Raw genomic sequence first — 13,226 nt, 5'->3', positions numbered from 1 at the left:
CCTTGATAGTATGCGTTTTATTGTGGGAAGATTTTCGAAGAATTTTAATCAAAATAAAGCAAATCTTTGCTGGTGCTTGTAAAGAGGTCAAATCCATTCTTAGTGACAACACCGCAGTCTTCGATACGGACACCGACTTTACCCGGGATATAGATACCTGGTTCAACAGAGAAGCACATGCCTTCTTCGATAACCATGTCGTTTCCTTCCATAATAGATGGGAATTCATGGACATCCATACCGATACCGTGACCGAGACGGTGGTTGAAGTATTCACCGTAACCAGCTTTTTCGATGACTTCGCGAGCAGCGCGGTCCACTTCATGGGCAGTCACACCTGGTTTGATAAAGTCAAGAGCAGCTTGTTGGGCTTCAAGAGTCAAGTTATAAATGTCTTTCTTGAATTGGTCTGGTTTGCCGACTGCGACTGTACGAGTCATATCTGACGCATAGCCGTTGACCAGAACACCGAGGTCAAAGAGGAGAAGAGCATCATTTTCAACTTTGTTAGCTGCTGGAATGCCGTGTGGATTTGCAGCGTTATCACCAGTCAAGACCATAGTATCAAAGCTCATTTCATAACCTTCACGTTTCATAGCAAAGTCAATTTGGGCGATGATATCTGTTTCTGTCTTATCAAGAGAAATATTGTCAAAACCAACATGGACAGCCTTGTCCGCATAGAGACCTGCAACCATCATTTTTTGCACTTCATCAGCTGATTTGATGAGGCGCATGCGTTGGATACGAGGAGTGAGGTTGTCAAACTCAGCAGTTTCAAAGACTATTTTCAAGCCATGGTATTTGGTCAAGATAAGATTGTCAAACTCGACAGCAACACGTTTGAAATCAAGCTGTGGAAGAGCATGTTTCATTTTTTGCCATGGATTTTCAGAATCCACATAGCCTACAACTGGGAAAGAGACAGTGCTAGTAGCACGCTCAACCTCAAGGGCTGGGACAAAGAGGAGGGGTTCTTGATCCGCTAGGACAAAAAGGAACATTTGGCGTTCATGGGGATCACTGTAAAAGCCAGTGAGGTAATTGATTGTGACGGGGTCAGATACGACAGCGACGTCTAGTTTTTCTGATTCAAGATATGTTACGATTTGTTGTAATTTAGACATATGCTACCTTCTTTCTACCCCTCTATTTTGGCAAAAAAAGAGAGAAAATGCAAGGGAGAAGGGTAAAAGAACAGACAAAAAGAACTTCGACAAGATAACGGAGTTCTTTGATATAGTTTCACTTTGTTTAAGAAAAGTCAGCTTTGCTTTTGACGTCGCTGTATTCTTCAGCGATTTCTTGGCTGAGAATATCCTCATAAGCAGGGAGTTGAATTTCCTGACCATATTTCTTTTTGAGGGCAGTAGTGACTAGGCGATAAGCTAGATTGGCATTACGAGAGAGGATAGGTCCGTGGAAGTAGGAACCAAAGACATTCTTATAATGAACCCCTTCGCCGACCTTTTCTTCGTTATTTCCATTTCCATAGACAACCTGTCCCAGTGGTTTTTGGTCATCAGAGAGGAAGGTACGTCCTTGGTGGTTTTCAAAACCATAGTAGGTTTCATCGAAATCTTCATTGTGAATCTTGATGTCACCGATAAAACGGTTATTGGTCTGGTTGAGCGTGTAGTGGCCCATGACACCGAGCCCTTCGATACGTCTCCCTGAAGCTTCAATATAATACTGACCCAATAGTTGGAAACCACCGCAGATAGCCAGAACCACACCGTCATTTTGGATGTAGTTGTCAATGCTCTCTTTTTTAGCAGGTAGGTCGTCTGCAATGATACTCTGTTCAAAGTCTTGACCACCACCAAAAAAGGCAATGTCGTAATGATTTTCGTCAAAGTCATCATGGAGTGAAACGATGTCAACCGTCACATGAGCTCCCAGTTTTTCAGCCACATACTTGAGCATGAGAATATTTCCATTGTCCCCGTAGGTATTCATGAGATTTCCGTAGAGGTGGGCAATGTTGAGCTGATAGGGGTAATTGCCAGCTTTTGAGGAAAGTGAAGTATAAACCATTAGTTCATCTCCTTTCTAACAATCTGACGACTAGCCAGCAGTTCGCGGAACTCAAGCATAGCAGTATAGGTAGCCAGAATATAAGCATGCTTGCAGTCTTGGTTCTCAATGGTCTTAAGAACTTGCTCCAGACTACTTGTTTCAGTGATTTTATCGGCTGGATAGCCTGTCACTCGGAGACGACGTGCAATTTCAGAATGGCGAACACCTCCAGCGTTGATTTCGGGAATGTCCATGTCAGTGATTTGTTCAAAATCAGCATCCCAAATCCAGCTAGTATCAATACCGTCTGCATAGTTGGCATTGAGGAGGACAGATAGGCTAAATGGATAAGGAGCTAGTTTAATCATTTCGATAGCTTGAGTTGCACCGACTGGATTTTTAATTAAGACAAGGGTACATTCCTTGTCACCTATATGGAAGGTTTCTTGGCGTCCAAAGACAGCACGACTCTTATCAAATCCCTGCTTGATGAGTTGGGAATCTGCGCCGAGGAAACGGGCGATAGCAACCGCAGCTAGGGCGTTGTAGATATTGTAGAGACCACCGATTTGGATGCCGTATTCTTGACCGTCAATGACAAATCGTGAGCGATTGTTGGTCAACTCAACCAAGTCTGTCAAGCGATAGTCGAGATCAGGACGTTTACATCCACAGCCTTCACAGATATAGGCACCCAAGTTTGCATAGGTATTGTGTTCGTACTTAAGGATGCTGTGGCAGTCAGGACAGAGAATTCCTTCGGTATTATAGTGAGCCAGCTGGGCTGGACCTTTCTCCAAGTCAAAACCAAAATATTTTACAGGATTTGGAATAGCTGGCTTGTAGAAAAGTGGACTGTCTCCATTAAGGAGAACAGTGGCAGTAGGTACCTTACGAATAGCATCCAAAATCATCTTGTAAGTTGTGTAAATCTCACCATAGCGGTCCATCTGATCACGGAAGATATTGGTGATGACAAAAAGGCTTGGCTGGATATAGTCACAGATACGAGATAGACTGGCTTCATCGATTTCTAGAACGGCAATATTTTTCCCATTTTTAGAAGATTTGGCTGTTAAGAAGGTTGTCGCAATTCCTGTAATCATGTTGGCACCGCTTGGGTTGGTCAGAACTTGACCATAAACCTCTTTTAAAATGCCGACAGTGAGGGCAGTTGTCAGGGTTTTTCCATTTGTTCCAGTGACCACGACAATCTCGTAGTTCTTAGCTAGGTTTTGTAAAATATCTTTATCAAATTGAAGGGCGACTTTCCCTGGGAGCGTACTTCCACGTCCAAGACGGCTTAAAACGAAGTGGGAAGAACGCCCAGCAAGAAGGCCCAAAGTAGTTTTTAAGTTCATGTTTCTATTATATCACAAAAGAGGGAAAAGACAGATTTGGTGTTTCGCAGAAGCAAAAACAGCCCGAAGAGGGCTGTCAGTTAAGATGAGATTTCAACTTAAATTGCAAACAAGTCATTCAAGTTCTCAGCCAAGGTTGGGTGAGTGAAGATTTGTTTTGTGAAGTAAGTATAAGGAATCTTGTTGTCCATAGCAACAGTGATGATGTTGATGATTTCTTGAGAACCTTCTGAGAAGATGCTTGCTCCAAGAATTTCTTTTGTTTCAGTATTAACAACAGCTTTGAAAGCTCCGCGAAGGTCTCCGTTTACGTGACCACGAGGCATTGCTGCAACAGGAATTTCCTTAACGGCGTATGGAAGTTTCAAATCAGCCGCTTGGCTTTCAGTCAAACCAACTTGTGAAAGTGCAGGTGTGATGAACATAGTATTTGGCACATTGAGACGGTCTTCAAGTGTGTAGCTGCCATCTCCAGCAAGGTAGCTGTAGACAACACGGAAGTCATCAAGTGAAATGTAAGTAAATTGAAGACCACCGTTGACATCCCCAACTGCAAAGACACCAGGAACGTTTGTTTGACAATGTTTGTCTACTTTAATAGCACCACGTTCAGTTAGTTCAATATCTGTATTTTCAAGTTGAAGTGGTTCTACATTTGGTTTGCGTCCAGTTGCATAGAGAAGGGCGTCGAAACGGTAAGTTTCGTTTTCAGTCACGACAAGGACTTGGTCACCATCGTTTTTGATTTCAGTAGTATGGATATTTTGAAGCAATTCAATGCCATCTTCTTCCATGTATTGTTTAGCAAGAGCTGCGATGGAAGGTTCTGCACGAGGAAGGAAAGTATCCAAGGCATCTAGGACTGTGACCTTGCTTCCAAGTTTGTTGTAAAGACCAGCAAATTCAAGACCGATATTTCCGCCACCAAGGATTCCAAGTTTTTCAGGCAACTTGTCCAAGTTTTGGATACCTGTTGAGTCAAAGACGTTTTTGCTTGTAGCAAGTCCAGGGATTGGCAAGACGTTTGAAACAGCACCAGTGTTGATGACGATTGTTTCAGCAGTCAGTTCTTTCTTTTCATCACCAGCTTGGATTTCGATGACTTTATTTGAAAGGAAGTGAGCTTCCGCATCAAAGATATCTACGCCTGTACCAGCAACAGTAGCATAGTTTTTACCGTTGAGGCGACCAGTGATCGTGTTTTTGGTAGCAATCACTTCTTCAAAAGACAAGTCTTTCTCAGCAGCAACTAGCAAAGTTTTAGTTGGGATACAACCAATGTTGATACAAGTTCCACCGTACATAGCTTTGCTACGTTCAACGAGGGCAACTTTTTTACCAGCTGAAGCCAATTTACCTGCTAGTGTTTTACCAGCTTTACCAAATCCGATAACGATTAAATCATAAGTTAACATTTAGAGTTCCTCCTATTCGCATTTCATTCTAGCACAAGAAAAAAACTTTTGCACAATTCTGCTACGCTTTAAAAAAGTTTATGAAAAAGTGGAAATTTTGCCCTTGTTTTCTTAAAAAATCGTTTACATGATTTTATCGACGGATTTAGCTATCTTTTGCTCTAGTCTTGTGTTATACTAGATAGGTTACAAAGAAAACAGTACTTTTCTTTTGTGGAAAAGAAGCAACACGATTTTGTATCCAGTATATGAAAATACGTCATAAAAAGAAAAGTATACACTAAGCCCTATAGGGTGGCTTCGCACCACCTTTAGAAAGAAGAAAAACGTGAAATTTAATGAATTAAACTTGTCTGCTGATTTGCTAGCAGAGATTGAAAAAGCTGGTTTTGTAGAAGCCAGTCCAATCCAAGAACAAACCATTCCCTTGGCTCTTGAAGGTAAGGACGTTATCGGTCAAGCTCAGACTGGTACAGGAAAAACTGCAGCCTTTGGCTTGCCTACCCTTGAAAAAATCCGTACAGAAGAAGCGACTATCCAAGCCTTGGTCATCGCTCCAACTCGTGAATTAGCTGTCCAAAGTCAAGAGGAATTGTTCCGCTTTGGTCGCAGTAAGGGTGTAAAAGTTCGCTCAGTTTATGGCGGATCAAGCATTGAAAAACAAATTAAGGCTCTTAAATCTGGTGCCCATATCGTGGTGGGAACTCCTGGTCGCCTCTTGGACTTGATTAAACGCAAGGCCTTGAAATTACAAGACATTGAAACTCTTATCCTTGATGAAGCGGATGAAATGCTCAACATGGGCTTCCTTGAAGATATCGAAGCTATCATCTCCCGTGTCCCTGAAAACCGTCAAACTCTACTCTTCTCAGCAACTATGCCAGATGCCATCAAACGTATTGGTGTTCAGTTTATGAAAGAACCTGAGCATGTCAAGATTGCTGCCAAGGAATTGACCACAGAATTGGTTGACCAGTACTATATCCGTGTTAAGGAACAAGAAAAATTTGACACCATGACTCGTCTCATGGATGTGGAACAGCCTGAGCTTGCTATCGTATTTGGTCGTACCAAGCGCCGTGTGGATGAATTGACTCGTGGTTTGAAAATTCGTGGCTTCCGTGCAGAAGGAATTCATGGCGACCTAGACCAAAACAAACGTCTTCGTGTCCTTCGTGACTTTAAAAATGGCAATCTTGATGTTTTGGTTGCGACAGACGTTGCAGCGCGTGGCTTGGATATTTCAGGTGTGACCCATGTCTATAACTACGATATTCCACAAGATCCTGAAAGTTATGTTCACCGTATCGGTCGTACAGGTCGTGCTGGTAAGTCAGGTCAGTCTATTACTTTCGTATCACCAAATGAAATGGGCTACCTTCAAATCATTGAAAACTTGACTAAGAAACGTATGAAAGGTCTTAAACCTGCAAGTGCAGAAGAAGCCTTCCAAGCAAAAAAACACGTAGCTCTCAAGAAAATCGAACGTGATTTTGCAGATGAAACCATTCGTGCCAACTTTGAGAAATTTGGTAAGGACGCTCGTAAGCTAGCTGCCGAATTTACTCCAGAAGAATTGGCAATGTATATCTTGAGTCTGACTGTCCAAGATCCTGATAGCCTTCCTGAAGTGGAGATTGCGCGTGAAAAACCACTACCATTTAAACCATCAGGTAATGGCTTCGGTGGTAAAGCTAAGGGAGGTCGTGGAGGCCGTCGTGGGGATGACCGTCGAGACCGTGATCGCCGTGGCAATGGTCGTCGTGATGATTTCAAAAAAGGAAGTCGTGGCAATGATCGTTTTGATAAGGAAAAACGTTACCGTAAGGATAATAAAAAACCACGCACTACTTCAAGCGAAAAGCAAACAGGCTTTGTTATTCGTAACAAGGGCGATAAATAAGAAAAAGCGGTTCAAAATGAATCGCTTTTTTTATATAAGGAGACCGAATGTGAAAAAAGATAAATAAAATTGTTGTATTATCTTTTTATAATGTTATGATACACAAAAACAGGCAACTTGTCAATAGAAAAGGAACAATTTAATTAAAAATATTCTGGTTTTTAAAAATTGCAAGTCAATAAGGAATTTTCAGATAATTATTGAAAAAGAGACGTTTTTATGTTATAATGATAGCGATTAAATTCGAGGTGAAAAATGGCACATTTATTAGAAAAAACAAGAAAGATTACATCAATTTTGAAGCGCTCAGAGGAGCAGTTGCAGGATGAGCTGCCTTACAACGCTATTACGCGTCAGTTAGCGGATATTATTCATTGCAATGCCTGCATTATCAATAGTAAGGGACGTCTGCTTGGCTATTTTATGCGTTATAAAACAAATACAGATCGCGTAGAGCAATTCTTCCAAACTAAGATTTTCCCAGATGACTACGTTCAAGGGGCTAATATGATTTACGAAACAGAAGCAAACTTGCCTGTTGAGCATGATATGAGTATTTTCCCTGTTGAGAGTAGAGATGATTTTCCAGATGGCTTGACGACTATTGCACCGATTCATGTATCGGGGATTCGCCTTGGTTCTTTGATTATTTGGCGCAATGATAAAAAATTCGAAGATGAGGACTTGATTCTTGTTGAGATTGCCAGTACCGTGGTTGGGATTCAACTCCTCAACTTCCAGCGTGAAGAAGATGAGAAAAATATCCGTCGCCGTACTGCTGTTACCATGGCGGTTAATACCCTTTCTTACTCCGAACTCCGTGCTGTTTCAGCAATTTTAGGAGAATTAAATGGAAATGAAGGGCAGTTGACTGCGTCTGTGATTGCAGACCGTATCGGAATTACCCGCTCTGTGATTGTCAATGCCCTTCGTAAACTTGAGTCCGCTGGAATTATTGAAAGTCGCTCGCTTGGAATGAAGGGAACCTATCTTAAGGTCTTGATTTCAGATATTTTTGAAGAAGTGAAGAAAAGAGATTACTAATGACTAAGGCTTTGATTTCGATTGACTATACGGAAGATTTTGTTGCTGATAGTGGTAAATTGACAGCAGGGGCTCCAGCTCAAGCTATTTCAGAAGCCATTAGCAAGGTGACTCGATTAGCTTTTGAAAGAGGAGATTACATCTTCTTTACCATCGATGCTCATGAAGAAAACGATTGTTTCCATCCAGAAAGTAAACTATTCCCGCCTCATAATCTGATTGGGACTAGTGGACGGAATTTATACGGAGATTTGGGGATCTTTTATCAAGAGCATGCTTCAGACAGTCGTGTCTTTTGGATGGATAAACGCCATTACTCAGCTTTCTCAGGGACTGACCTAGATATTCGTTTGAGAGAGCGTCGAATTTCTACAGTTATTTTAACAGGAGTCTTGACGGATATCTGTGTCCTGCATACAGCTATCGATGCCTATAATCTAGGTTATGATATCGAGATTGTTAAACCAGCTGTTGCTTCCATCTGGCCTGAAAATCACCAATTTGCCCTAGGTCATTTCAAAAATACACTTGGAGCTAAGTTAGTAGATGAAAATCTAAATGAACTTTCTGAGTAATTTGGTTGATGAAATGAAAAATTTTGAAAAAAAGTGTTGACAAGGATCCCAAAAGTTGATATACTAGTAAAGTAATCGACGCGGGGATGGCGGAATTGGCAGACGCGCAGGACTAAGGATCCTGTGACCGCTTTAGGTCGTGAGGGTTCAAGTCCCTCTCTCCGCATAGGATAAGAGTTAGCTTAGGCTAGCTCTTTTGTTTTTATCAGGCTTATAATATCCGTGGTGGGCAGCCCTCGCTTTCAGATAAATAATATAGTTTAAAATTTCTCCTAATTTTCTCTACTCTTTCTATTTTTTCCGAATAAATAGATAGAACCATAGAATCTAGCAAAATTAGATTTTAAAATATGCTATAATAGAAGGAGGGAATGGATGATTCTCAGACATCCGGGCATCAGCCCAACCAATGATTTGATTGCTAAGAAAATCTTTAGCAATCCGGAAATTACTTGTCAATTTATTCGCGATATGCTGGACTTGCCAGCAAAAAATGTAACCATTTTGGAGGGTAGCAATATTCACGTCTTGCCTTCCCTGCCTTACTCGGCGCAGGACTTCTATACAAGTATAGATGTTTTGGCTGAACTAGATAATGGAACCCAAGTTATCATCGAAATACAAGTCCATCATCAGAATTTTTTCATCAATCGCCTGTGGGCTTATTTATGTAGTCAGGTCAATCAAAATCTCGAAAAAATTCGCCAACGAGAAGGTGATACCCACCAGAGTTACAAACACATCGCACCAGTATATGCTATCGCTATTGTGGATAGCAATTACTTCTCAGATGATTTGGCTTTTCATAGTTTTAGCATGCGAGAGGACACGACAGGTGAGGTCTTAACAATTACAAACAACGGTCAAGAAAACCATCTGGTCAAAATGGCGTTCTTGGAATTAAAAAAGTACAGAGAAACCAGCAAAGACAAGGTTCGCAAGCCCTGGTTGGAGTTTTTTGGGAATAAACCCTTTACCCAACAACCTGAGCGAGCCATCAGCCAAGCAGACCAACTGCTGGACTACAAGAGCTGGTCCGAGGAGGACAGGAAGATGTTTAGTCAACTACGTATGCGAGAAGAACAGGCATTGTTGGCACAGGACTATGCTTTGGAAACTGCTAGGGCGGAAGGCATTGAACAAGGTTTAGAACGAGGTCTTGAACGTGGGCGAGCTGAGGGTATTGAAAAAGGTTTAGAACAGGGACTGGAACGAGGTAAAGTTGAAGGAAGGGAAGAAGGAAAACTCTTTGCTTTCCTAGACATGGTTTGCCAAGATCTTCTGACTTCGGAGATTGCAAGTCAGCAGTTAGGTATGACTGCCTCTGAGTTTGAAGAACTATTGAAAGAGCATCACAAATAAGGACTAAAAAATACAGAGAAACCAGCAAAGACAAGGTTCGCAAGCCCTGGTTGGAGTTTTTCGGTAATAAACCCTTTACCCAGCAACCCGAGCGAACCATCAGCCAAGCAGACCAACTGCTAGACTACAAGAGCTGGTCCGAGGAGGATAGGAAGATGTTTAGTGAACAACGCAGACGCGAAGAACAAGCATTATTAGCACACGACTATGCCTTGGAACGAGCCGAAGAAAAAGGATTGGAGCGTGGACTTGAACGTGGGAAAGTTGAAGGAAGGGAAGAAGGGAAACTTTTTGCCTTCTTAGACATGGTTCGCCAACATGTCTTAACTTCCGAATTTGCAAGTCAACAATTAGATATGTCCGTAGCTGAGTTTGAGGCGCTATTGAAAGACCATCATAAATAAGACCTAAAAATACAGAGAAACCAGAAAAGACAAGGTTCGTAAACCGTGGTTGGAGTTTTTCGGTAATAAACCCTTTACCCAGCACCCCGAGCGAGCCATCAGCCAAGCAGATCAACTGCTGGACTACAAGAGCTGGTCCGAGGAGGACAGGAAAATGTTTAGTCAATTACGTATGCGCGAAGAACAGGCCTTGTTGGCACAGGACTATGCCTTGGAACAAGCTGAAGAAAGAGGATTAGAACGTGGTATTGAACAGGGACTGGAGCGTGGGAAAGTTGAAGGAAGTTTGTCTATGTTAGTAAATCTAGTCCGCCAAGGTCTTCTAACACCTGAGGTTGCCAGTCAGCAATTAGGTATGTCAGTCGCTGAATTTGAGGCGCTATTGAAAGACCATCATAAATAAGACCTAAGAATACAGAGAAACCAGCAAAGACGAGGTTCGTAAACCGTGGTTGGAGTTTTTCGGTAACAAGCTCTTTACTCAGCAATAAGCTTTCATCAATGCGCTATCTATAAAATGTGAGGATAGGCAGTCTACTATCTTAAAATAAAATAATGACAGATTTTTCCTAAGTAAAAGGTGAAATCTGTTTTTTTATTTATATTAAATTTTATAGTTTATCTATTCGGAATATAAGTATGTTAACACTTGCATATATATATATATAATCCTTTTAAAATGTCCATAAATACGATTGCTGTAGTATTTTTGTTTTAAATAAACTTTATATAAATGCTTGATTTCGCATTGTAAAAGTATTAATATAGTGTTGAGATATTATGTTTCAAAGCTTTTTAGCTAATCAGTTGAAACAAGGAAAGGATATGCTTATGTTTGGTAAAAAGCGTAACGACAATGGTGAAAAAGTTTACCGTTATTCTATAAGAAAGTACCATTTTGGGGCTGCGAGTGTAGCGATTGCAGCGCTCGTCTTTTTTGCGAATGGAGTAGCTAAGGCAGATATGGCCGTCTCTCCTGCAACAGCCAATACTGAAAAAGTGGGGGTTGCTGTTACTGGTCTGACAGAGGGAGTTCCACCTACAGAGGGACATTCAGAAAAATCACAGGAAGTAGGATCTGAGAAAGAGGCAATTGCTAAGAAATCAGTTGATAAGTCTGTTCTTAATCAGGCTCTCAGTGATCTTCAAGCAGAGATTGCTAAGATAGATAATGGGAAGTTGTCAAGTATAGCTAGTCAGATTTCTCAATTAACCGACGAAAGCAAACGTTTGCTTGGAGACGAAAATACATCTGAAGAAGCAGTTGCAACCTTAGTGGCTCGAGTTCAAACTATGGTAGAGCAAGTACGTCAGCTCCAGTCTAAGGACGATAATAAGCCTGCTAACGAAGCTAGTGCTGTTTCTAAGGAAAATAAAGAAGTCTTGAATGCTACACGGACTAACGAAGCGAAATTAGATGGTAATCTCACTTTAGATAAGCCTGCAAAAGTAATAGAAGGTTCCACAGTTAGTTCTAACGTTCAAGATGAAAAAGAACTTGAAAAGACTGATAAAAGTACTCTTTCTGTTGAAGGAAATGAAGATGGCAGAAAGTCTGAAAAAGCTGGTAAAGAGGAGGAAACTGTAAGCAAAAAAGATAAACTAGAAGTACTATCTGGTTATTTGGTTCGCTACTTAAATGTCGCTAGAAAAATTGAACGCCCTGAGACCAAGAAATTTTTGGAAGGTGTGGAAGAAGTTGTTCGCTCTGTTGAAGATGGATTGAAAAATCCAAAATTAACAGCTCCAGAAATCGAAGAATTAATGAAACGTGGGAAAGAAGCAGAGAAAAAACTAGCACTTGCTGTTACACGAGAACATTCAGGGAAACGTGATTTAGATAATGGCAAGAAGATGACGCCTGATTCATATTTTAGAGCAGCAGTCAATAGAGCTGCAAACGGAGTAGTCTACGATGCTAAAGGTAATGAAAATTTAACGGATGCATTAGTAGGCTATGTTACCAAAGAAGGAGATAATTCAGGTTATCCACCAGGAACTATCTTATACATTTCTCATAATGATAACGGAAGTAGTGCAGGAAATAATAATAATAACTTAGGTCCTCAGCCTGTAAAATATTTAAAAAATAAAGTTCTTGCGAAAGTAACAAAAAATTCTAATGGATATCACTGGGTGATTTCGTACAATAACGGGAAAGAATCAAGACAAAATCCAATTTATTACTTTACTATTCCTAGTGGTCATTCTGTACAAAATATGACTTTGAAAGAGAATGGTTCTGTTGTAAAACACGGTGGGGTTGCTCAAGTATTTAATGGTGAAGCGGATAAATATTTAACGGCTGTTGGTTCACCTAATGATGGGGTAAACGGTGGTTCTTACTATGAAAATGTTGCGAATGTCAATAATGGAATTGTTGGTGACCGTGGCGGGATTTATACTTTAGATGACTTCGTAAAAAATAATACTAGCGTGTATTATAATCGTGATGGTATGTCAAATGAAGACATAAGAATCATGGATAAGTTGTACGATAAGATTAAAAGTTCAACTCAAAATGTTTTTGCGTTTAGACCAAGAGATTTTGATGCCGGTAATACTTATGAAGTAGAATTTGATACAAAAGCTGATACTGAAGTTCCACTATATTATATTGTAGGTATGAAATCATATGAAAAAATACCTAGTGGACGTTTTATGCACAAGAGTTATCAACAATGGTATGGCGTGCAAGAACGATATAATGTAACGGTTAATACGAATGTGTTGAAAACAACTTTCTTAAAAGGTACAGGGATTGGTACTTTGGACACAGAAAGTGGTCTAATGAGTAATGCCGTTACTATAGAAGATACATTTGATCATAATAGACAAACTAATCCTGGACGTGGAGATGTTACCGATTACCATACGTATAAATCGACAGGTAATTTTAGTGCTGATTACTTCAAGAATTACCATAATCGCTTTAGTAGACAAAGTTCAGAAGATGGCGTAAACACAACTGCTGATAGAGCAAAAGGAAACCATACCCTTTATATTGAAGCTAGAATTAAGGGACAACCAATTAATTTTCGTTTGCCATATAAAATTGTGACTCAGTCTGATATTTATCAACCAGTAGCTAAAGAAGTGACGGATACAAAGAACTATAAAGCTGATTTAGGCAATGCCGATAC

The 13,226-nt window shown here is 40.6% G+C and carries 9 protein-coding genes, 1 tRNA gene and 2 pseudogenes; 8 read left to right on the top strand and 4 right to left on the bottom strand.

Annotated elements, in window-relative coordinates:
• Window positions 1-44: 44 nt before the first annotated feature.
• The 4 genes from HMPREF9957_RS11085 to HMPREF9957_RS11070 all read right to left on the bottom strand — a co-directional run bounded on the left by HMPREF9957_RS11085 (window position 45) and on the right by HMPREF9957_RS11070 (window position 4,795).
• Window positions 45-1,127: a M24 family metallopeptidase gene (locus HMPREF9957_RS11085; RefSeq protein WP_000040933.1), complete on the bottom strand. Its 1,083-nt coding sequence runs from the start codon at window positions 1,125-1,127 to the stop codon at window positions 45-47.
• 127 nt (window positions 1,128-1,254) lie between these two features.
• A complete protein-coding gene (gene gatD / locus HMPREF9957_RS11080; protein ID WP_000263160.1) occupies window positions 1,255-2,037 on the bottom strand; it encodes a lipid II isoglutaminyl synthase subunit GatD in 783 nt (260 codons plus the stop codon).
• The gene (murT, locus tag HMPREF9957_RS11075) at window positions 2,037-3,380 is read right to left on the bottom strand and encodes a lipid II isoglutaminyl synthase subunit MurT (protein ID WP_001050240.1); all 1,344 of its coding nucleotides are present in this window, start codon (window positions 3,378-3,380) and stop codon (window positions 2,037-2,039) included. The genes gatD and murT overlap by 1 nt, the downstream gene beginning before the upstream one ends.
• A gap of 98 nt (window positions 3,381-3,478) precedes the next feature.
• On the bottom strand, window positions 3,479-4,795 hold the full coding sequence (locus HMPREF9957_RS11070) for an FAD-containing oxidoreductase (RefSeq protein WP_000958929.1): 1,317 nt from the start codon (window positions 4,793-4,795) through the stop codon (window positions 3,479-3,481).
• Window positions 4,796-5,123: 328 nt separating this feature from the next.
• On the opposite strand from HMPREF9957_RS11070, the gene cshA reads away from it, so the two are divergent.
• The 8 genes and pseudogenes from cshA to HMPREF9957_RS11035 all read left to right on the top strand — a co-directional run.
• The gene (cshA, locus tag HMPREF9957_RS11065; RefSeq protein WP_000671120.1) at window positions 5,124-6,698 is read left to right on the top strand and encodes a degradosome RNA helicase CshA; all 1,575 of its coding nucleotides are present in this window, start codon (window positions 5,124-5,126) and stop codon (window positions 6,696-6,698) included.
• 255 nt (window positions 6,699-6,953) lie between these two features.
• The gene (codY, locus tag HMPREF9957_RS11060) at window positions 6,954-7,742 is read left to right on the top strand and encodes a GTP-sensing pleiotropic transcriptional regulator CodY (RefSeq protein WP_000940732.1); all 789 of its coding nucleotides are present in this window, start codon (window positions 6,954-6,956) and stop codon (window positions 7,740-7,742) included.
• Window positions 7,742-8,317 carry a cysteine hydrolase family protein gene (locus HMPREF9957_RS11055; RefSeq protein ID WP_000158735.1) on the top strand — a complete coding sequence of 192 codons (576 nt, stop codon included), beginning with the start codon at window positions 7,742-7,744 and terminating at the stop codon, window positions 8,315-8,317. The genes codY and HMPREF9957_RS11055 overlap by 1 nt, the downstream gene beginning before the upstream one ends.
• Before the next feature lie 80 nt (window positions 8,318-8,397).
• A tRNA-Leu gene (locus tag HMPREF9957_RS11050) sits at window positions 8,398-8,483 on the top strand.
• 209 nt (window positions 8,484-8,692) lie between these two features.
• Window positions 8,693-9,679, top strand: coding sequence for an Rpn family recombination-promoting nuclease/putative transposase (locus tag HMPREF9957_RS11045; RefSeq protein ID WP_000603324.1), 987 nt, complete (start codon window positions 8,693-8,695; stop codon window positions 9,677-9,679).
• Window positions 9,676-10,083 (top strand): annotated as a pseudogene (locus HMPREF9957_RS12855) (Rpn family recombination-promoting nuclease/putative transposase); the annotation flags it as partial. The gene HMPREF9957_RS11045 and the pseudogene HMPREF9957_RS12855, both read left to right, overlap by 4 nt.
• A 7-nt stretch (window positions 10,084-10,090) precedes the next feature.
• A pseudogene (locus HMPREF9957_RS12850) lies at window positions 10,091-10,486 on the top strand (Rpn family recombination-promoting nuclease/putative transposase); the annotation flags it as partial.
• Window positions 10,487-10,863: 377 nt separating this feature from the next.
• Window positions 10,864-13,226: YSIRK-type signal peptide-containing protein (locus HMPREF9957_RS11035; RefSeq protein WP_000487816.1), on the top strand; the 2,363-nt coding region annotated here is incomplete at its 3' end.

The sequence above is a fragment of the Streptococcus mitis SK1080 genome (assembly GCF_000220085.1).
Classification (GTDB): domain Bacteria; phylum Bacillota; class Bacilli; order Lactobacillales; family Streptococcaceae; genus Streptococcus; species Streptococcus mitis_K.
Note: the sequence above shows the minus strand (reverse complement) of the source record. Positions and strands in the feature narration are given on the sequence as shown.

Bases quoted from the DNA above. Each gene is read 5' to 3' on its own strand.
- HMPREF9957_RS11085 (WP_000040933.1), bottom strand. From the start codon at position 1,127: ATGTCTAAATTACAACAAATCGTAACATATCTTGAATCAGAAAAACTA.
- gatD (WP_000263160.1), bottom strand. From the start codon at position 2,037: ATGGTTTATACTTCACTTTCCTCAAAAGCTGGCAATTACCCCTATCAG.
- murT (WP_001050240.1), bottom strand. From the start codon at position 3,380: ATGAACTTAAAAACTACTTTGGGCCTTCTTGCTGGGCGTTCTTCCCAC.
- HMPREF9957_RS11070 (WP_000958929.1), bottom strand. From the start codon at position 4,795: ATGTTAACTTATGATTTAATCGTTATCGGATTTGGTAAAGCTGGTAAA.
- codY (WP_000940732.1), top strand. From the start codon at position 6,954: ATGGCACATTTATTAGAAAAAACAAGAAAGATTACATCAATTTTGAAG.
- HMPREF9957_RS11055 (WP_000158735.1), top strand. From the start codon at position 7,742: ATGACTAAGGCTTTGATTTCGATTGACTATACGGAAGATTTTGTTGCT.
- HMPREF9957_RS11045 (WP_000603324.1), top strand. From the start codon at position 8,693: ATGATTCTCAGACATCCGGGCATCAGCCCAACCAATGATTTGATTGCT.